The sequence below is a fragment of the Microbacterium sp. A93 genome (assembly GCF_051842835.1).
The window spans coordinates 1-18944 of record NZ_JBPXMT010000013.1; the positions used below are offsets into that span (position 1 = coordinate 1).

Consider the following 18944-nt stretch of genomic DNA (forward strand, 5'->3'; position numbering starts at 1 on the left):
GCACGATCTAGATCTAGACCTCAAAGGCCTGAGTGAAAGAGTGCTCACCCACCAACGGACTCAACCACCAGCCTGACCCACGGATCAAGCCGATGCACCCCCATTAGAGTGAGCACGTGAGCACACCCGACGCAAACGCCACTCCCGTGCCAGAACTGCCGCTGCTGAAGGCTGCGCAGGCTGATGCCCAGGTCGAGATCAAGCCGACGTGGCGGGGCTGGCTGCATGCGGGGACGTTCCCCATCGCGATCGTTGCCGGCATCGTGCTCATCCTGCTCGCTGAGGGCGCGCCCGCCAAGTGGGCCGCTGCCGTGTTCATGGCGAGCTCGCTCCTGCTGTTCGGCATCTCTGCGCTGTACCACCGCTTCAACTGGAGTCCGAAGACAAAGCTGACCCTCAAACGCATTGACCACGCGAACATCTTTCTGCTCATCGCCGGCACCTACACGCCTCTTGCCGTGAACGCGCTGCTCCCCGACAAGGGGACGCTGCTGCTCATCCTGGTCTGGAGCGGTACAGCGCTCGGCATCCTGTTCCGGGTGTTCTGGATCAACGCACCGCGCTGGCTGTACGTCGCGTTGTACCTCGTGCTCGGCTGGGCTGCAGTGATGTACATGGCCGACCTGCTGCAGGCGAACGTGGCGATGATGGTGCTGGTCTGCGTGGGCGGTCTGCTCTACACCGGCGGCGCGATCGTCTACGCGATGAAGAAGCCGAACCCGTGGCCCGGCCACTTCGGTTTTCACGAGATCTTCCATCTGTGCACTGTCCTCGCATTCCTGTGCCACTGGACTGCGTGTCTGCTAATTTCCCTCGCGCCGTACTCGCCTTCGCTCGGTTTGCCGGGCTGATCTGGCACACGAGTCCAACCGCTGAGCAATGGTGCGTAACAGGATGTGATGTTCGGACACATCCGCGGATAAGTTCTCTCTGCACCCCAGTGAGCAACGCCGAAGGAGAACACCATGGCTGACGTCGAAAGCTTCGCACTCGACCACACTGCAGTTCACGCCCCCTACGTTCGCCGCATTGCGGTGGAATCTGGCCCCAAGGGTGACGCGATCTCCAACTTCGACGTGCGCTTCGTGCAACCCAACGAGGGCGAGATCCCGACCGCAGGCCTGCACACCATCGAGCATGTGCTCGCCAGCCGGCTGCGCGATCAGCTGGATGGTGTCATCGACATCTCTCCGTTCGGTTGCCGCACCGGTTTCCACCTCATCGTCTGGGGCGAGCCGAGCGTCGCCGATGTGGTCGCCGCCGTCCGCGCCGGACTCACCGCAATCGCCGAGGACATCACCTGGGACGATGTGCCAGGTGTCGACGCGATCAGCTGCGGCAACTACCGCGACCACAGCCTGCACAGCGCCCGCGAGTGGTCCAAGCGCATCCTCGAGCAGGGCATCAGCCTCGACGCGTTCACACGCGTGGGTGTGTGATGTTCGACGAACTTCACAGCCGCATCGTCTTTGTCACCGGAGGCAACAGCGGAATCGGGGCGGGCATCGTCGACGCTTTCCTCGCCGAGGGTGCAACGGTCGTCTGCGCCGATCTGAGCGTGCCTGAAGGCTTACAGCAGTCAGGAGAGCGCCACTGGTCGGTACGTCTCGATGTCAGCGATGAGGCTGCCGTGGAGGGCGTTTTGGATGCTGTCTCCGAGGCCGTAGGCACGATCGATATCGCGGTGACGGCGGCCGGCACCTCGACCATGGGATTCGCGACGGAAACCACAGGGGCGGATTGGGACCGCAATCTCGACGTCAACGCGAAGGGGTCGTTTCTTGTCGCCAGAGGCGTGGCGAGCCGGCTCATCGCCGAGAGCCGCACCGGACGCATCATCTTCATCTCATCGCAGGCCGGAAAGAACGGCTACCGCGGGATGACCGCCTATGTCGCGTCGAAGCACGCGGTGATGGGCGTGACGAAGACGATGGCTACCGAGCTCGCACCCCGCGGCATCACGGTGAACGCGATCTGCCCTGGCATCATCGAGACGCCGATGAAGCACCGTGAACGCGTCGAAGGCGGTGCGCTTCGCGGCATGACCGCTGAGGAGGTCGCCGCGGAGGATCGTTCGCAGGTGCCGCTTGGGCGCACCGGTACGACCGAGGACGTCGCGGGTGTTGCCCTCTTCCTCGCCAGTGATCTGGCCAGCTACATGACCGGCCAGGGACTCAACGTCACCGGCGGCATGACAATGCACTGAGCCTGACTCAGGCGGGCGGCTTTCCTTCATCGGATGCCGCGGCATCGGATGCCGCATCTTCGGATGCCGCGTCATCGGATGCGACAGCATCCGTGCCCTGCGCGGCGGCGTTGGCTGCTTCTTCGGCATCCAGCTCTTCGCGCACCTCTTCGCGGTAACGCACACGGCGGATACGGCGGTTCATGTCCCAGATGAGCAAGATGACGGCAATCAGCACGATGATGATGACAGCGAACCCGGCAGGCCCTGGAGTGACCGAGTTCGGGTCGACGGTCATCGACGGCGTCGGAATCGGAGTCTCTGCAGCGAAGATCACCATCAAGTGTCCACCTCTCATTCGCAGGTCGCGTACCCTGGAACTACCAGCCTAACGACCGAAAGACCCACCACGTGACGACCGCACTCGAACTCGACAAGCGATACGGTCGCGGCCGCAAACGGCGAATGCCGTGGATCATCGGCGGAGTAATCGCACTGGCCGTGGTCGTCATCGCCGGGTGGATGACCGTCAGCCAATCGATGAACTCCGTCGGCGCCAACGATCTCGGCTACGAAGTGGTCGACGAGCACAGCGTGACAGTGCATTTCCAGGTCAGCGCGACGCAGGGAAAAGACGTCGTCTGCGCGGTCGAGGCACTGGATGAGGAGTTCGGCGTTGTCGGCTGGAAGGTCGTGGAGATCCCAGGCGGCGACAGCCATACGCAGCAGCTCAGCACCACCGTTCCGACTGTGTCAGAGGCGACCACAGGTTTGGTGAACACCTGCTGGATCGCGTAGAATCCCCTAAGACGACCGACGCCCTGGCCCATTGCCGGGGCGTCTTGGCATATCCCCCACCGCCCTGAAGGGCGTTCGCACAAAAGGAGCACGCTGTGTCCACAGACGCTCAGGTACCGTTCCTCACGCAGGAAGCCTACGATCGACTCGTCGCCGAGCTCGAGCAGCGCTCCACGCTCGGTCGCGACGAGATTGCGAAACGCATTGAAGCGGCTCGCGAAGAAGGCGACCTCAAGGAGAACGGCGGCTACCACGCTGCAAAGGATGAGCAGGGCAAGCAGGAAGCCCGCATCCGCACTCTGGAGCAGCTCCTCAAGACCGCTAAGGTCGGCGTCGCGCCCGCGAGCCGTGGCATCGTCGAGCCGGGAACCGTCGTCACGGCTATCGTCGCCGGAGGCGAAGAGACCTTCTTGCTCGGCAGCCGCGAGATCGCCGGTGGCACTGACCTGGATGTCTACAGCGAAGCCAGCCCCCTGGGCCAGGCCATTCTCGGCCTGAAGGTCGGCGCAAAGACCAGCTACGAGGCTCCCAGCGGAAAGCCGATCGCGGTAGAGGTTGTGAAGGTCGACACCTTCTCCGGCTGACACCCCGCACCAGGATCGAACACGACACGTCTGCCCGGAGAGGGGCCACGCGCCCAGAGGCTCCAGGCAGCGCGTAGCGATGTCTGGAGTGGGCGTGGGGATTAATCCGGGATGACCTCCGGGTTGTAACCGGCGTGGCGGAGCGTGTCGAGCGTCAGCTCGGTGTGCTCCGCCCCTCTTGTCTCAATACTCAACTGCAGGCTCACCTGGCTGATCTGCAGGCCCTGCCCGTGCCTGGTGTGCATGACCTCCATCACGTTGGCACCTGCCTGCGAGACGAGCTCAGAGACGCGTGCCAGCTGACCGGGGCGGTCAGGCAGCGGGATGCGGATGGTCAGATAACGACCGGATGCTGCCAGCCCGTGTGACACGACACGTTGCAGCAGCAGCGGGTCGATATTGCCTCCCGAGAGCACTGCCATGGTCTTTCCGGTGCCGGAGATCTTCCCGGCGAGGATCGCGGCGACGCCGACCGCCCCTGCGGGCTCAGCGACGACCTTGGCCTGCTCGAGCAGGATGAGAATCGCCCGTGCGATGTCATCGTCGGTCACTGTGACGACTTCGTCGACGAGCTCCTTGATGATCTCGAAGGGCACGTCGCCGGGCCGAGAGACCAGGATGCCATCGGCGATGGTCGGCTGCGTCACGATCTCGATCGGATGCCCCGCTGCAAGCGACAACGGCATCGCGGCGGCGTTCTCTGCCTGCACACCGATGATCCGCACCGTGCGGCCGATCTTCGCCGCCGCAGCCTTCACCGCCGCAGCAACCCCGGCGATGAGGCCTCCCCCGCCGATGCCGACGAGGATCGTGTCGACATCAGGAGCATCCTCGATCAGCTCGAGGCCGAGCGTACCTTGCCCGATCACGATGTCGCGATGGTCGAAGGGATGGATCATCACCGCGCCAGTGCGTTCGGCGAACTCCGCGGCGAGTCGCAGAGACGTCGCGACGGTCTCGCCCTCCAGCACGACCTCGGCGCCGTAGCCACGAGTCGCGAGCAGTTTCGGTACGGGTACGCCCAACGGCATGAAGATCGTCGCCGCGATCCCGAGCGCCTGCGCCGCGAGTGCCACGCCCTGGGCGTGGTTGCCGGCTGATGCCGCGACCACACCCCGGGAGCGTTCTTCTTCGGTGAGCTGCGACAGTCGGTACGCAGCCCCGCGAATCTTGAACGAGCCGGTGCGCTGAAGGTTCTCCATCTTGAGTACGACGGTTTCACCGAGAATGTCAGACAGCGCCCTGGACGGCAGCGTCGGCGTATGGGAGATCACGCCCGCCAGCCCCCGTGCGGCTTCCTCGAACTCGGCCAGACTGGGGACTGCACTCATGTATTCCTCCGTCGCCGCTCCCGCGGCACTGTACTCCAGATCAGATCACCGGCAGGTTGCCTGCCGGTCTTCCATGAACCGCTGCTGATCGTGACGGCAACAACGTTGACGAACGCGGCCAGCGGCACGGCGAACAGCGCGCCGGGGATGCCTGCGACCATCGAACCGCCGGCGACTACCAGAACCACGGCGAGCGGATGCACCTTCACCGCGGATCCCATCAGGATCGGCTGCAGAACGTGACCCTCGAGTTGCTGCACGCCGATCACGACGACGAGCATCCACAAGGCGTTCCATGGGTCGTTGTAGACGAGCGCGAGGAATACCGCCACCGCACCAGTGGCCACCGCACCAACGATCGGAATGAACGCACCAAGGAAGACCAGCACTGCCACGGGAATCGCCAGGGGGACGCCGAGGAGAAACGCACCGAGTCCGATGCCAATCGAGTCGATTGTGGCGACCAGCAGCTGAGTCTTCGCGTAGTTGACAACCGTCCGCCAGCCATTGCGTGCCGCGGCGTCGACCGCCGGTCGCGCGTCGCGCGGGAACAGCTTCGTCGTCCAACGCCAGATGCCACCGCCGTCTGCGAGCAGGCAGATCAGGACGAAGGCGGTCAGCAGAGTACCGATAACCACATGCCCGGCCGTAGAGCCGATCGCGAGCGCACCGGACCACAGCAGCTCGGCCTGCTGCTGGATCAGCGCGAAGCCCTGGTCGATGTACTGCTGAATCTGATCTGCCGAAAGGTGCAGCGGGCCGCTCATCAGATATTGCCGGAACTCGTCGACGGCTCGCAAGGTGCTCTCCTGCACCGAGGGCCATTCGCGAGCGACCTGCCAACCGACAAGCCAGAGCAGCCCGGCCACGATTGCGAGTGTTCCGAGCAGGGCGATGACGATCGCGAGCCAGCGGGGGAAGCGCTTACGCAACATCAGATCGAAGGCCGGCCACAGCAGCGCTGTGATGAGGATGCCGATCAGTATCGGGATCACGAGGAGCTTCAGCTGAATGACCAGCCAGATGATCACCCCTGCCGCCGCCGCGACCAGGAGCAGTCGCCAGGCGTAGCTCGCGGTGATCCGCAAAGCGAGAGGCACAGCGTTGTCGGCTTCTGTCGAGACCGTGCGCTCGGTCGGCATACGACCCCACAGAAGATCGCGCTTGCGAGGGCGCTGCTCATCCGTCATGTCGTCAGTCTAATGGCGGTGCTGAGTGCTCGCTGTGACTGCTGGCAGTCGCGTTGTCCGGACCGGGCGATACGCTGACCAGGTGTCCGATACCCTCAGCGCCGCACAGGCTCGTCGTGTTGCTCTTGCTGCCCAGGGATTCACCCGACGCCGTCCGGCGACCGCGGTGGCGGCGCGTCATATGCACCGGGCGATGGAGCGGCTCGGCGTGTTGCAGATCGACTCGGTGAACGTCTTCGCACGCAGCCATTACCTCCCGTTGTTCTCGCGCCTTGGCAGCTATGATCCGGCACTTCTCGACCGCGTCTTCCTGGCTCGCACCACCCATTACGTGGAGTACCTCGCCCATGAGGCAACTTTCGTGCCGGTCGATGACTGGGCGCTCTGGCGATTCCGAATGGACGCGTTCCGCTCCCGTTGGGAAGCCGATCCGGAGTCGTGGATGAGTCGGAACGCCCGCACACTCGCATGGGTCAAGGACGAGCTGCGTGGTCGTGGGCCGTTGCGTCCGGCGCAGCTGAGGGCAGACGCACCTCGCGAGCGTGGCACCTGGTGGGACTGGGATGACGTGAAGCTCGCGCTCGAGCACCTCTGGCGTACCGGAGACGTCGCCATCAGCGGCCGCCGCGGGTTCGAGCGGCAGTACGCACTCGAGGAGCAGGTAATCCCCGATGAAGCCCGCGAGCGAGTGGTTCCCCGCGACGACGCGATCCGCGAACTCGTGCACCGCGCGGCACGATCCACCGGCGTCGCCACCGAATCCGATCTCGCCGACTACTATCGCATCCGCGATCGCAAGGCCGTTCGACAGGCTGTCGACGAGCTCGTCGACAGTGGGGACCTTCAACCGGTGGATGTGCGCGGGTGGGAGCGAGGCGGTCGACCAGTTCCCGCATGGCTGCACCGAGACGCTGTGCTCCCCCGCCAAGTGGATGCCGTCGCGATCCTTACCCCGTTCGACCCTGTCGTCTGGTTCCGGGAGAGGGCGCTGCGCGCATTCGCTCTCGACTACCGCATCGAGATCTACGTACCGGCGCACAAACGCCGTTACGGCTACTACTCCTTGCCGGTACTCGTCGGCGATCGCATCGTCGCACGAGTCGATCTCAAGGCTGATCGGGCGTCGTCCACGCTGCAGGTGCAGTCCGCCTGGTGGGAGCCGCAGGCTCGCCCCGGCGACGCCGAGCCGATCGCGCGTGAGCTCACGCTCGCGGCGACGTGGCAGGGCTTGGAGAATGTGTCGGTATCTGGGTGGGGAGACGCGGCGGAGGCCGTGGCAGCAGCCTTGCGCGTTGCACGCGGCGGCGTGCAACGCCATGTACACGCACGGGAGTCCGCATGAAGCGGCGCACGGTCTGGATCGTCGCAGCTGCGGCGGCGGCTGTCGTGGCACTAGCGGCGCTGGTCTGGTTTCTGCTGCCGCGCGGCAGCAGCGCTGAGGACCAGGCCCTGGCATACTTCCACGCGCTCGCAGACGGCGATCTGGAGGCCGTGCAGGCCGCCGGTGTCGAGACGTCAGAGCAGGCCGCATCCGCTTTCGTCGCCGCCAGCGCGCATCTCAGCGAGGCCACCGTCGAATCCTCGGCCGAGGAAGAATCCTCGACGCTCGTCACGGTCTCGTACGTGCTGGGTGACGAGCAGTTCACCACCGAGATCACGATGATCAACCAGGCCGGCAGATGGGTGCCGGATGCCGCGTCCGCGCTGGGCACCGTGCAGTTCAACGTGCCGGTCAGCATCGGTGATGCCGCGTTGACGGCCGATTCTGCGGTGCCGCTGTTACCGGCCGAGTATGCGGTCGTCGCGGTTCCTGCCGCTTTCTTGGACGCACACGCCGCGCTCCAGATTCTGCCCGGGAGCACACAGGAGATCGAGCTGCACGCAACTCTTCGACCCGAGGCCACTGAACTGGCGCAAGCGCAGCTCGACGACTATCTGAAAATCTGCACGGAAACCGCTGCACACGTTCCCGCATCCTGCGGCATGGTCATCCCCTGGGCTGCAGACTTCAGTGCGGTGAGCGAGATCAGTTACCGCATCGACCACACACCGGCCATTGCGCTCACACCGACTTCATTCCACGCAGATGGCGGCGCACTCGTCGCGACGGTCACCGGCACAGCGCTCGATGGCTCGGCGAAGTCGCTGACCTACCGCACCCTGACGTGGGCGCTGCGCGGTGACGTGACTTTCACCGCTGACGACATCGTGCTGTCGGTGTGGTGACGGGCGGAACTAGAACTGTACGCGCGGCGGCTCGGCGATCGTTGCGCTGTCTGCAACCTCGAAGAATTCCCGCTCGTTGAAGCCGAGGCCCCTGGCGAACAGGTTGTTCGGGAAGACCTTGATCTTCGTGTTCAACTCGCGCACGCCGCCGTTGTAGAAGCGGCGAGCCGCCTGGATCTTGTCTTCGGTGTCGACGAGGGCATGCTGCACCTGAAGGAAGTTCTGACTGGCTTGCAGCTGCGGGTATGCCTCGGCAACTGCGAACAGACTCTTGAGCGCCTGCTGCAGGTGGCCTTCGGCGATGCCTGCCTCACCGGGGCTGCCCGCGGACAGGGTCTCTGCACGGGCGCGCGTAACGTTCTCGAATACGGCCTTCTCGTGCGAGGCATATCCCTTGACCGTCTCAATGAGGTTCGGGATGAGGTCGGCTCGTCTTTTGAGCTGCACCGTGATGCCGCTCCAGGCCTCGTCGACACGGACGTTCAGCTGCACGAGGGAGTTATACGTCGCCCAGAAGTAGATGCCGATGAGCACCAGTACTGCAACGACAATCAGAACCGGAATGAGCCATTCCATGGCGCGTAACCCCCTAGAGCCGAATTTCTTTTCATACTATCCACGCAGTCTGCATGTGAACTGGGTGACGCGTCACGCACCCAGAATTCGATCGAGATATCGGTTCGCAAACCGGCGTTCGGGGTCCATCCGGTCGCGCAGCGTCACGAAGTCATCGAAGCGCGGATAGCGCTCGCGCAACTGCTCCGCGTTCAGCGTGTGCAGCTTGCCCCAGTGCGGGCGCCCACCGTGTTCGAGACAGATCTGCTCGACGGCCTCAAAATATTCCGTCGGGTCAGCGCGCCAGTATCTGTGCACAGCGAGGTAGCCGCTGGCACGACCATACGCAGTGGACAACCATCGATCATCCGCAGCGGCGAAGCGCACCTCGATCGGGAACTCGATCTTCCATCCACGCTGGGCAATCAGCTTCTGCACTGCGCGAAACGCCGGAACGACGTTCTCCGCAGGCAGGGCGTATTCCATCTCACGGAACCGTACAGTGCGACTCTGCGTCAGCACCGTATGTGAACGGTCGGTGTAATCGCGATCTCCGGTGAGCGTCACTGCCAGCCTGCTGAATGGCGGCGTGATCGCCGGAACCACGTGCCCGGCCGCGCACACCACCCGGTACACGCCGTTGGACAGCAGAGTCTCATCGATCCAGCGTCCGACGCGCGGCAGCGGATGGCGCGGGGCCGATTCCGGCAGGCGTGTCTGCCGCTTCGTCAGCGCGACATCGGTGTGCGGGAACCAGTAGAACTCGAAATGATCGGACGCTGCGACACGCTCATCCAACGTCGCCAGCACATCCTCGATGGGCGCGGGCTCGTCGATCGAGTGCATCACGAACGCCGGTACACATTGCAGCGTGACATCGACGAGGATGCCGAGGGCTCCGAGCCCGAGCGCCACGGCAGGCAGCAGCTCCGCGTTCTCCTCCTCGTTGATCTCTAGGAACTCACCGTCGGCTGTGATCAGGGTCACCGCGACCACCTGTGTGGCAAGTCCCCCGAACCTCGCACCCGTGCCGTGCGTTCCCGTGGAGATCGCACCCGATATCGACTGGCGATCGATGTCTCCGAGATTCTGCATCGCGAGCCCATGCGGAGCGAGCAGTCCGGGGATTCGATGCAGTCGAGTGCCGGCGAGCATCTTCACACGCGCGCGCGGGGAGTCGACAGACACCAGTCCCTGCATGTCATCAAGCTCCAGCAGCACACCGGGTGCCACTGCGATGCCGGTGAAGCTGTGACCCGCGCCGACAGCCTTGATCGGCAGCTTGTGCGCGATCGCCGCGTGCACGGCGCGCTGCACGCCTTCTGGTGAGCGCGGACGTTCTATGCGAGCAGGTCGGACGCGGGCCGAGCGGGCCCAGTTCTGCCAGGTACCGCCGGGTCGTGTCACAGAAAAGCCTTTCCTTCGCCGCGATAGGTGGGCAGCTCGTCGATCACCTCGGCGCCGGAGACGAGGTGGTACGCATTAATATGCTCGGCGGGCTCACCACTCTTGGCGTGCCGGAACCAGACTCGGTCGCCGATCTTCAGATGGCGTGCTGCGGCGCCCTGCAACGGCGTCTGCACTTCGCCCGCCGCTTCTCTGGGCAGTGCGCGCAGACCCTCGGGCCATACTGCCAACGGCTGTCGCGAGGCGACGGCGGGGCCGGAGGCAATCCACCCTCCGCCGAGCACCGTGGCGATGTCTTCTGTCGGACGGCGCACAACGTCAAAGGCGAACGCGGTCGCCGGCGCTGGCCGAAACGAGCGGTAACCATCGAACAGATGCCCGCCGAGCAGGCCGCTGCCAGCGGATGCCTCGGTGACCGACTCATCGCTGCCGGTGAACTCCAGCGAGCCGGTACCACCGCCGTTGAGAAATTCCAGCGGCGCGATCTCGGTGAGCGCATCTGCGATCTCGGCGCGGCGCGTGCGCAGCTCACTGCGGGAGCGAGCCTGCACCATCCGAATGAGCGGCGCGTCCGGACCGTTATCGCCCTGACCGGCGATCTGAGCCTCGTACATCTGCAGACCGACCAGCTGAAAGCCGGGACGCCGCGTGATCATCCGAGCGAAGCGGGCGACCTCGGCAGCGGTGAACAGGGGCGAACGGCGCACACCGATGTGCCCGAGCGCCGCCGATCGCCATGACGCATCAGCATCAATGGCGACGCGAATCGTTTCACGCTGGCCCGCAGCGGCGATGCTGTCGATGAAATCGAGGTGCGCCACGTCGTCGACCATCAGCGTGATCCGTGACGCCGCGACCTCGTCATGAACAAGTCGCTCAAGGCCCGCGCGATCGACCGTCGGATAGCCGAGCACGATGTCATCGTGGGCCTCACAGAGCCAGAGCGCCTCGGCGAGTGAGAAGGAGAGGATGCCCTGGTATCCGGGGATCCTCAGCACCGCGTCGAGCACCCCGCGAACACGCACCGATTTTGATGCGACGCGGATCGGGATGCCTCCGGAGCGCACCAGCAGATCCATTGCGTTGTGCCGAAGCGCATCAAGATCGATGACGGCGACGGGCGCCGCAAGATGAGAGGTGGCATCCGTCAGTCGCGGCCACCAGCGGCCAGGATGCTCCCAGGAACGGGTGTCTGCGGACGTCGATGTCGCGGTGAGCTCGATCACTCCCCCACCCTACGACGTCACAGGATCTCCTGCGCAGATAGGCTGGTGAATGCACGCCCCCATATCCCAATGGCAGAGGAAGGCGACTTAAAATCGCTTCAGTCTGGGTTCGAGTCCCAGTGGGGGCACCGCAGTCTTACACCGCTCTACACCGGCTTACGCCGCCGAGAACGCAAAATCCGCCCTTCCCGTGTGCAGGGAAGGGCGGATTGCGTGTTTTGGAAGTTACTCTGCGGCGGCTGTCTTCGCAGCGGGCTTCTTTGCAGGAGCCTTCTTTGCAGGAGCCTTCTTCGCCGGTGCGACCTTCTCCGCCGTAGATGCCGCGGCGTTGTCAGCCACAACCTTCTTGGCGGGGGCCTTCTTCGCGGCAGGCTTCTTAGCTACCGGCTTCTTCTCGGCAGGCTTCTCGTCGGCCTTCACCGCAGCAGTCTTGGCCTGAGCGGGCTTCGCGGCCGCAGGCTTGGCCTCAGCAGGCTTCGCAGGTGCCGAGGCATCCGATGCCGGGCGCGGACGCGAAGCGAACTCCTCGAAGAACGCACGCGGTTCCTGAACCTTCTCAAGGTTCACGATGTCGCGATCGAGCCACAGGTTGTTCCACCAGCCCCACAGCACGCGGAACTTGCGCTCCCACGTCGGCATGGCCAGCCCGTGGTAGCCACGGTGTGCGATCCAGGCGAGGAAGCCCTTGAGCGCGAACTTCCCAGACTGGAAGACACCGGTACCGAGGCCGAGGCCTGCGACAGCGCCGAGGTTCTTGTGCACGTAGTTCACCGGCTCTTCGCCGCGAAGCACAGCGATGAGGTTCTTGGCGAGACGCTTGGCCTGGCGCACGGCGTGCTGTGCGTTCGGAACGCAGAAGCCGCCGACGCCGCCGCCGGTCAGGTCGGGAACAGCCGAAACATCACCCGCGGTCCACGCGCCTTCAACGACCTTGCCGTCAGCGTCGATGACGCGCAGCGTGGCCTCGGCACGGATGCGACCGCGTTCTTCTGTGGGCAGATCGCCGGCACGTACCACCTGCGGGTTGGCCATGACTCCGGCCGTCCACACGATGATGTCGCTCGGGATGACTTCGCCGGTGGAGATCTGCACGTCGCCGTTGACAGCTCCGGTCACCTGAGTGTCCAAATGCACATTGGCGCCGCGCTTGGCGAGGTCCTTGAGGACCCATTCGCTGGTCTGCTGCGAAACCTCGGGCATGATGCGCCCCATGGCCTCGATGAGGTGGAAGTGCGTCTCCTCGAAGGAGAGCTGCGGGTAGCGCTTGAGGAGAGCAGAAGCGAAGGATCGCAGCTCGGCAAAAGTCTCGATGCCAGCAAAGCCACCACCGACGACCACGACTGTCAGCAGTCGTTCGCGCTCGGGGCCAGCAGGCATTGCAGCTGCCTTGTCGAAGTTCGACAGCAATTTGTCACGAACCCAGACGGCCTCTTCGATCGACTTCATGCCGATCGCGTTGTCGGCGATGCCGGGGATCGGGAAGGTACGAGAGACAGACCCTGCGGTGACGACGATCTGGTCGTACTCGAACTCGTATGCCGCGCCCTCAGCCGGGGTGATGGTGGCAACCTTGTTCGCGTGGTCGATCTTGGTAACCTTCGCGGCGACCACATTCGTACGCTTGAGGTGACGACGAGTAGCAACCACCGCGTGCCGTGGTTCGATCGATCCTGCTGCAACCTCCGGGAGGAAGGGCAGGTAAGTCATATACGGAAGCGGGTCGACCATGGTGACTTCGGCTTCACGCTTGCGGAGCTGCTTTTCGAGCTTCCACGCTGTATAGAAACCCGCGTAGCCGCCACCGACGATCAGAATCTTGGGCACAGTGCTGTTCTCAGGCACAGAGGGATAACTCCTAGTCAGGCTGCTGGCGTGCGTTTACTGCGCGCCGATCGGATGAGCCGGGCAGCTGCGGTGACGCCTAGCCCCACAAGAATACCAGGCACAGTGAGTGCAATGAGCGGCAGGGTACCGTATCGCAAAGATTCAGCGCTCGGAAGCAGCGGCGAACCCGGCTCTGTGGGCGGCTCAGCCGCCGGAAGCGCCTCGACTTCGACAGGTGTGATCTCGGGGTCTGGCTGCGGTTCTGCGTCCGCGCGGCGGAACAGCCGGATCCACTCCGCGAGATCCCCCATCGGGTTCGCGTCCACGAGGGGAACGGATGCTGACACCGCAGCAGAGGCGTCCAGAAGTCCATAGCCGTAGTTCGGGTCCGGAACTTCCGTGATCTCTTCCACCTGGATCGCCGTCTTGATGATGCGGTTGATCACGTTCGCAGCATCCAACTCTGGGTGCGCAGCCCGGACCAACGCGGCCGCACCCGCCACGATCGGGGCGGCACCACTCGTGCCGTCCCACCACGGCTTCAGAGTGCCGTCAGCGGAGATGCCGAGCAGTCCCTCGCTGGGTGCCGAGATGCCGATCGTGATGCCCTGGGTGGAAGCCTCACGACTTGCCGTGCCGGTCTGGTCGACACCGCCAACGGTGAGCACACCGGGAATGGTGGCGGGGGCGCCGACGACCGAGGTGCCGCTACCGCGGTTGCCTGCCGCGACCACGACGACGACGTCGTGCTCGTAGGCATACATGAACGCCTCGTCCCAGCTCTGGTCCCAGTCCAACGTGTTCGTCGTGAACGACATGTTGATGACGTCTGCACCGTTGTCGACAGCCCAGCGGATGCCGGTTGCCACCTGTTCGACGAACGGCACGACAGCTGCGTCGCCGAAGCCCACCGAGATCGAGAGCAGATTCGCCTCGGGTGCAACGCCGATCATTCCGGTGCCGTCGGCTTTGCCTCGGCCTGCCGCGAGCGAGGCGACCCAGGATCCGTGGTCGGGGTCTACGGCGCCGACGGCCGAGCGCCCATCTGGCGTGCCGCTTCCGGAGACGTCTATGCCCCCGGTGACAGCTTCACCGAAGGTGAGCGGTACCTTGCCGACGCCGGTGTCGATGATCGCGATCGTCACACCCTTGCCGCGCGTCGTGTACCAGGCGTCGCGGAAACCAGCGCCGTCGAGCCAGTACTCCTTCGCGCGCACTGGGTCGGACGGGTCGTCAGCGACGGGTGGTGGTGCCACTGTCGGTGTCGGTGTCGGCGTGGGAGACGGCTCGGGCGTAGGTGTGCCGGCAGCACCAGTGAGCAAGACGGATGCCGCCACTGCCGCAATCGCGACGGTGCCACGCAGCGTCCGCATCAGCGTCATGCGATCGCTGCCCCTGGCTCATCGCACTGGCAGCGCTCGGGAGACCACGAGGAACGCTCGAGCGCGGCATCGCCGATCGGGTTCACTCCGGGACCGGCCGCGAGTGCATGGCCGGCAAGTGCGTGCAGGCACTTCACGCGTGTGGGCATGCCACCGGCGGAGATGCCGTCAATTTCGGGCACTTCACCGAACTGCGCGCGGTCTGCCTGGTACGCCTTATGCGCGGCGTGATACGCGGCCGCGACCGTCTCATCCTCTACAAGGAGGGCTGCGAGCTCAGGCATCACCAGGGTGGCCTCAAGCGTCGACATCGCGGCAGTCGCTGCCGGGTGAGTCAGGTAATAGAACGTCGGAAACGGCGAGCCGTCTGGCAGACGCGGGCTCGTGGCGACGACCGTGGGGTTGCCGCAGACGCACCGCGCAGCGATACCGATCACACCGCGCGCCTGCCTACCGAGCTGCGCCGATACGACGTCGATCTCGGCAGGTGTGGGAGGGTCGAAAGGCGGTGTCGTCACGATCCAAGCCTACGGGAGATGATCCTGTGGAAACCCCTACGGCGCTTCGCTGGCGGTCTGGGCGAGACCTGCGCCTGCGATCGTGCGCAGAAGCTGCGGCATCCAATCGGCCGGCGTCTGCGTGAGCTCATCGCTCACCGGAGCCTGCTCTTGAGGCAGGGCCGCCGGATCGAGGTCATTGTCAACGAGGTAGACCACTTCCCCCGGTTTGACGTAGTACAGGCGTTCGCGCGCTTGAGTGGTGATGTACGCCGGATCTTCCCAGCGCTCGCGCTCCTGCTCGAGCGCCTTGATCTCGCCAGCACTCACCTGCACGGACGCTTCGAGCGCCGCGATCTTCTGACGCTGATCGATGTAGGTGCCCAGCGTCGGCACAAGTACCCATGCACCCAACACGACGAGCGAGAGCATGATGACCATGAATCCCGACAGCCGGATGCCGGAGGCCCATTCCCGAACGTCAACCTGAGGTCGAGAAGCCTGTGATCGAGAGGCCTGTGTTCGAGAAGCCTGTGATCGAGAAGGGGAAGCCGGACGTCTCGTCATGGCTCCCCCTTCTCGTCTCAGTTCTTCAGTCGCTCTGCGCAGTCAGTGTTCAGCCCTGGAAACGGGGGAACGCCGAGCGGCCGGCGAACACCGCGGCCTCAGCGAGGTCTTCCTCGATGCGCAGAAGCTGGTTGTACTTCGCGACGCGCTCGCTGCGGGCGGGCGCACCTGTCTTGATCTGGCCAGCGTTCGTTGCGACAGCAAGGTCGGCGATCGTGGTGTCTTCGGTCTCGCCTGAACGGTGCGAGAGCATCGCCGTGTAGCCCGAGCGCTGGGCAAGGCTGACAGCGTCGAACGTCTCGGTGAGCGTACCGATCTGGTTGACCTTGACCAGCAGCGAGTTGGCAACGCCTCGCTTGATGCCGTCGGCCAGACGTGTCGGGTTGGTGACGAACAGGTCATCGCCAACGAGCTGCACCTTCGAGCCGAGGGCATCGGTGAGGAGCTTCCAGTTGTCCCAGTCGTCCTCGGCGAGCGCGTCCTCGATCGTGACGATCGGGAAGTCGTTGACCAGGCCGACGTAGTACTCGATCAGCTCGGGGCCTGACCAGTTCTTGTTGTCAAGGCGGTAGACACCATCCTTGAAGAACTCGGTCGCCGCGACGTCCAGGCCGAGGGCGATGTCCTTGCCCGGGGTGAAGCCAGCCTTCTCGATTGCTTTGATCAGGAACTCGAGACCTTCACGGTTGCTGGGCAGGTCGGGAGCGAAGCCACCCTCGTCGCCGAGGCCAGTGGCGTAGCCGGCAGCCTTCAGCTCGCCACGCAGTACGTGGTAGGTCTCCACGCCCCAGCGCAGCGACTCGGAGTAGCTCTCCGCGCCGATCGGTGCGATGAAGAACTCCTGCATGTCGATGCCATTGTCGGCGTGCTCGCCACCGTTGATGACGTTGAACAGCGGCACAGGCAGAACGTGCGCGTTCGGGCCACCGAGGTAGCGGTACAGCGGCAGGTCGGCGCTGTCAGCGGCGGCCTTGGCGACAGCGAGGCTGACGCCGAGGATGGCGTTTGCCCCGGTGCGCTGCTTGTTCTCGGTACCGTCGGTCTCGTTGAGGATCCCGTCGATGATGCGCTGTTCGCTGGCTTCAACACCCTCGATAGCCGGGCCGAGCTCGTCGATGACAGCCTCGACTGCCTTCAGGACACCCTTGCCGCCGTAACGGCTCTTGTCTCCATCGCGAAGCTCGTACGCCTCGAATGCGCCAGTGGATGCTCCGGAGGGGACGGCTGCGCGCTGAACGATGCCGTCGTCGAGGAGCACCTCCACCTCGACGGTTGGGTTGCCGCGTGAATCCAGAATCTCGCGTGCGCCTACAGCCTCAATGAGTGCCACGTATGTGCTCCTTGCTCAGAGAAAAGGTGGTTGTGGAGCGTCGTCGATCCACGGCCAGTCTAGTGCGCGGCATCCACCGTTCACATGCCGGGTCAGTCCTGAAGAACGACCCCTCAAGCCTCACGACCTCGGTGGGACGATGGGCAGAATCACGCGGGAGCGTTTGCTTGGCCCGATGTGGATGCTGTTACGAGCGCGGACCGACGCAGCGATCGGTTCCGCGGCGATGACGCCGCCGGTGTTCGTATTGCGCTGGTAACGGGGGTAATCGCTGCTGGAGATCATCAGGCCGATGCGGTGACCGGCGAGGAAGACGAGTGAGGTGGCAGACATGTCGACGGTCACCTCGTAGACTTCACCGGGCGCGAGCAGAGTGGACGCCTCGACGCCATGGCGATGTCGCAGACGCAGGATGCCGTCGCACACGCTGAGCACCCGCCCGTCAGGGTGGATGTCGGTGAGCTTGACCGTGATGTCCGTGTCGACAGCTGACGAACTCACGAACAGAGTGGCGCGCACGTGTCCGGTGACTTCCACGGGCACCTCCAGTGGTGCTGAGCTGAACACGAGCACGTCGTCGCGGTCCAGAAGCGGGCGCTGGTCCACTGGTCCGTCCCACCGGTACGAGCCTGTCGAGTTGCCCCCGAGAGTCGGCACAGGGCGGCCCGGGTCGTAATCGAATGCGAGCTCGCCCTCTCCTCTCGACTGCTCATGCGAGAGTGAGCCGTCCAGCGACAGATGCCAGGGCGAGTCGACGGCGTCCGGGAGCGGCCAATCCTGCTCCTCCCGCCACTGATTGATGCCCATCACGAAGATCTTCACCGGCTGCTCTGGCCCGCTGATCGATGCGCCGATGGGGAGTGATTGTCGGAAGTGCCGAACATGCTCGCCCGTGAGGTCGGCGCCGGCCGATCCTGCGTGAGAGCCGAAGTCGACGGCGGGAAAATTGTTCTCGAACGGGCCGTGCGTCCATGGGCCGATGATGAGCCTGGTGCCGCGACGGGCTTCGGGTGATCCGGCCAGCGCGCGGTAGCGCCTGAAGTCGGCCAGCTGACCGGTGAGGAAATGGTCGAACCATCCGGCGATCATCAGCACCGGTTGCGTCATCCGCCCGAACGCGTTCGAGCAGTCGAGCGTGCGCCAGTGATCGTCGCGCTGCGGATGATCGATGACCGTGAGCAGGCGAGAGTCCGACGCGACAAGAGGATGATCGCGCAAGGCCACACTTTCAGGAAGATCGAGCAGGCGCGAGACTTGTGCCTGCACAGCAGCCGGAGTCGGCCCAGCCGCTGGGTCGCGCTCGTGCGCACGCTGATGCTCGGCGGCACGCATCGTCAAGTGCCATTTGGTCGCCATCTCGTGGTTGAGTACCCCACCTTCGTGGTACCACGGTGCGCGATACCAGTCCGTCGAGCTGACGCGAATGGCCATGGCCCGCACAGCGGGGTGCCCGGAGGCGGCAACGGCCCACTGCGTGTAGCCGGTGTAGCTCCCGCCGAATGTGCCCACGCGCCCGTCGGACCACGGGTGGGACACGATCCACTCGATCGTGTCCCACCCGTCCTCCTGCTCAAGCGCGATCCCCGCGAAATCACCGTCAGAACCGAACGTTCCTCGGCACCCCACCCACGCGATGTTGTACCCCTCGCGCAGCAGCGACAGGTAGTCCGGAGAGGGCATCGCATTGAGATTGTCAACGCCGTAGGGTGTTCGCAGAACGAGGGTCGGCGCTGCGTCGTCTATGCGGCGGAAGACGAGAGCGTCGAGCTCGACGCCGTCACGCAACGCGAATCGGTGACGCCCGAACGCGAACGCTTCCTGCTCCCCCGCCTGGCCCATTCC

At 64.6% G+C, this 18944-nt stretch carries 19 protein-coding genes and 1 tRNA gene; 8 read left to right on the forward strand and 12 right to left on the reverse strand.

Going from position 1 to position 18944, the window contains the following annotated elements:
* Window positions 1–146 precede the first annotated feature (146 nt).
* The 3 genes from trhA to ACSU1G_RS27515 all read left to right on the forward strand — a co-directional run bounded on the left by trhA (window position 147) and on the right by ACSU1G_RS27515 (window position 2206).
* Window positions 147–851 carry a PAQR family membrane homeostasis protein TrhA gene (gene trhA / locus ACSU1G_RS27505; protein WP_439284001.1) on the forward strand — a complete coding sequence of 235 codons (705 nt, stop codon included), beginning with the start codon at window positions 147–149 and terminating at the stop codon, window positions 849–851.
* 114 nt (window positions 852–965) lie between these two features.
* Entirely contained in the window at window positions 966–1439 is a 474-nt protein-coding gene (locus ACSU1G_RS27510; protein ID WP_439283651.1) for an S-ribosylhomocysteine lyase, read from the forward strand.
* On the forward strand, window positions 1439–2206 hold the full coding sequence (locus ACSU1G_RS27515) for an SDR family NAD(P)-dependent oxidoreductase (protein WP_439283653.1): 768 nt from the start codon (window positions 1439–1441) through the stop codon (window positions 2204–2206). The genes ACSU1G_RS27510 and ACSU1G_RS27515 overlap by 1 nt, the downstream gene beginning before the upstream one ends.
* A gap of 7 nt (window positions 2207–2213) precedes the next feature.
* Here the strand turns inward: ACSU1G_RS27515 and ACSU1G_RS27520 are convergent, their stop codons facing one another.
* On the reverse strand, window positions 2214–2525 hold the full coding sequence (locus ACSU1G_RS27520) for a hypothetical protein (protein WP_439283655.1): 312 nt from the start codon (window positions 2523–2525) through the stop codon (window positions 2214–2216).
* A gap of 71 nt (window positions 2526–2596) precedes the next feature.
* Between ACSU1G_RS27520 and ACSU1G_RS27525 the strand changes: the two genes are divergently transcribed.
* Complete coding sequence (locus ACSU1G_RS27525; RefSeq protein WP_439283657.1) at window positions 2597–2983, forward strand: DUF4307 domain-containing protein; 387 nt, start codon at window positions 2597–2599, stop codon at window positions 2981–2983.
* Window positions 2984–3078: 95 nt separating this feature from the next.
* On the forward strand, window positions 3079–3567 hold the full coding sequence (greA, locus tag ACSU1G_RS27530) for a transcription elongation factor GreA (RefSeq protein ID WP_439283658.1): 489 nt from the start codon (window positions 3079–3081) through the stop codon (window positions 3565–3567).
* Between the two features lie 101 nt (window positions 3568–3668).
* Here the strand turns inward: greA and ilvA are convergent, their stop codons facing one another.
* Complete coding sequence (gene ilvA, locus ACSU1G_RS27535) at window positions 3669–4898, reverse strand: threonine ammonia-lyase (protein ID WP_439283659.1); 1230 nt, start codon at window positions 4896–4898, stop codon at window positions 3669–3671.
* The gene (locus ACSU1G_RS27540) at window positions 4895–6088 is read right to left on the reverse strand and encodes an AI-2E family transporter (protein ID WP_439283660.1); all 1194 of its coding nucleotides are present in this window, start codon (window positions 6086–6088) and stop codon (window positions 4895–4897) included. The genes ilvA and ACSU1G_RS27540 overlap by 4 nt, the downstream gene beginning before the upstream one ends.
* Window positions 6089–6170: 82 nt before the next feature.
* Between ACSU1G_RS27540 and ACSU1G_RS27545 the strand changes: the two genes are divergently transcribed.
* Both ACSU1G_RS27545 and ACSU1G_RS27550 read left to right on the forward strand, forming a co-directional pair.
* Window positions 6171–7430: a winged helix-turn-helix domain-containing protein gene (locus ACSU1G_RS27545; protein WP_439283662.1), complete on the forward strand. Its 1260-nt coding sequence runs from the start codon at window positions 6171–6173 to the stop codon at window positions 7428–7430.
* A complete protein-coding gene (locus tag ACSU1G_RS27550; RefSeq protein ID WP_439283663.1) occupies window positions 7427–8314 on the forward strand; it encodes a hypothetical protein in 888 nt (295 codons plus the stop codon). The genes ACSU1G_RS27545 and ACSU1G_RS27550 overlap by 4 nt, the downstream gene beginning before the upstream one ends.
* Before the next feature lie 9 nt (window positions 8315–8323).
* Here ACSU1G_RS27550 and ACSU1G_RS27555 read toward each other — a convergent pair whose 3' ends face one another.
* The 3 genes from ACSU1G_RS27555 to ACSU1G_RS27565 form a co-directional block, all read right to left on the reverse strand.
* Window positions 8324–8890 (reverse strand): LemA family protein, encoded by a 567-nt coding sequence (locus ACSU1G_RS27555; protein WP_439283664.1) that lies wholly within the window; start codon window positions 8888–8890, stop codon window positions 8324–8326.
* A gap of 72 nt (window positions 8891–8962) precedes the next feature.
* On the reverse strand, window positions 8963–10276 hold the full coding sequence (locus ACSU1G_RS27560) for a D-arabinono-1,4-lactone oxidase (protein ID WP_439283666.1): 1314 nt from the start codon (window positions 10274–10276) through the stop codon (window positions 8963–8965).
* Window positions 10273–11502 carry an alanine racemase gene (locus ACSU1G_RS27565; protein WP_439283668.1) on the reverse strand — a complete coding sequence of 410 codons (1230 nt, stop codon included), beginning with the start codon at window positions 11500–11502 and terminating at the stop codon, window positions 10273–10275. The genes ACSU1G_RS27560 and ACSU1G_RS27565 overlap by 4 nt, the downstream gene beginning before the upstream one ends.
* Before the next feature lie 55 nt (window positions 11503–11557).
* Here ACSU1G_RS27565 and ACSU1G_RS27570 point away from each other — a divergent pair.
* Window positions 11558–11630 (forward strand) — tRNA-Leu (locus ACSU1G_RS27570).
* A gap of 97 nt (window positions 11631–11727) precedes the next feature.
* Here the strand turns inward: ACSU1G_RS27570 and ACSU1G_RS27575 are convergent.
* The 6 genes from ACSU1G_RS27575 to ACSU1G_RS27600 all read right to left on the reverse strand — a co-directional run bounded on the left by ACSU1G_RS27575 (window position 11728) and on the right by ACSU1G_RS27600 (window position 18941).
* Window positions 11728–13326, reverse strand: a complete 1599-nt coding sequence (locus ACSU1G_RS27575) for an NAD(P)/FAD-dependent oxidoreductase (RefSeq protein WP_439284003.1) — start codon at window positions 13324–13326, stop codon at window positions 11728–11730.
* A gap of 35 nt (window positions 13327–13361) precedes the next feature.
* The gene (locus ACSU1G_RS27580) at window positions 13362–14708 is read right to left on the reverse strand and encodes a S8 family serine peptidase (RefSeq protein WP_439283670.1); all 1347 of its coding nucleotides are present in this window, start codon (window positions 14706–14708) and stop codon (window positions 13362–13364) included.
* Window positions 14705–15226: a DUF501 domain-containing protein gene (locus ACSU1G_RS27585; RefSeq protein ID WP_439283671.1), complete on the reverse strand. Its 522-nt coding sequence runs from the start codon at window positions 15224–15226 to the stop codon at window positions 14705–14707. Before ACSU1G_RS27585 ends, ACSU1G_RS27580 begins: the two co-directional genes overlap by 4 nt.
* Before the next feature lie 36 nt (window positions 15227–15262).
* A complete protein-coding gene (locus ACSU1G_RS27590) occupies window positions 15263–15646 on the reverse strand; it encodes an FtsB family cell division protein (RefSeq protein WP_439283672.1) in 384 nt (127 codons plus the stop codon).
* Between the two features lie 175 nt (window positions 15647–15821).
* Window positions 15822–17102, reverse strand: coding sequence for a phosphopyruvate hydratase (gene eno, locus ACSU1G_RS27595; protein ID WP_439283673.1), 1281 nt, complete (start codon window positions 17100–17102; stop codon window positions 15822–15824).
* A gap of 120 nt (window positions 17103–17222) precedes the next feature.
* Window positions 17223–18941, reverse strand: coding sequence for a CocE/NonD family hydrolase (locus ACSU1G_RS27600; RefSeq protein WP_439283675.1), 1719 nt, complete (start codon window positions 18939–18941; stop codon window positions 17223–17225).
* Between the last annotated feature and the right edge of the window lie 3 nt (window positions 18942–18944).

What these genes read in the sequence shown, in the direction of transcription:
- ACSU1G_RS27510 (WP_439283651.1), top strand. Translation starts at nt 966, where the DNA reads ATGGCTGACGTCGAAAGCTTCGCACTCGACCACACTGCAGTTCACGCC.
- ACSU1G_RS27515 (WP_439283653.1), top strand. Translation starts at nt 1,439, where the DNA reads ATGTTCGACGAACTTCACAGCCGCATCGTCTTTGTCACCGGAGGCAAC.
- ACSU1G_RS27520 (WP_439283655.1), bottom strand. Translation starts at nt 2,525, where the DNA reads ATGGTGATCTTCGCTGCAGAGACTCCGATTCCGACGCCGTCGATGACC.
- ilvA (WP_439283659.1), bottom strand. Translation starts at nt 4,898, where the DNA reads ATGAGTGCAGTCCCCAGTCTGGCCGAGTTCGAGGAAGCCGCACGGGGG.
- ACSU1G_RS27540 (WP_439283660.1), bottom strand. Translation starts at nt 6,088, where the DNA reads ATGACGGATGAGCAGCGCCCTCGCAAGCGCGATCTTCTGTGGGGTCGT.
- ACSU1G_RS27550 (WP_439283663.1), top strand. Translation starts at nt 7,427, where the DNA reads ATGAAGCGGCGCACGGTCTGGATCGTCGCAGCTGCGGCGGCGGCTGTC.
- ACSU1G_RS27555 (WP_439283664.1), bottom strand. Translation starts at nt 8,890, where the DNA reads ATGGAATGGCTCATTCCGGTTCTGATTGTCGTTGCAGTACTGGTGCTC.
- ACSU1G_RS27580 (WP_439283670.1), bottom strand. Translation starts at nt 14,708, where the DNA reads ATGACGCTGATGCGGACGCTGCGTGGCACCGTCGCGATTGCGGCAGTG.
- ACSU1G_RS27590 (WP_439283672.1), bottom strand. Translation starts at nt 15,646, where the DNA reads ATGGTCATCATGCTCTCGCTCGTCGTGTTGGGTGCATGGGTACTTGTG.
- ACSU1G_RS27600 (WP_439283675.1), bottom strand. Translation starts at nt 18,941, where the DNA reads ATGGGCCAGGCGGGGGAGCAGGAAGCGTTCGCGTTCGGGCGTCACCGA.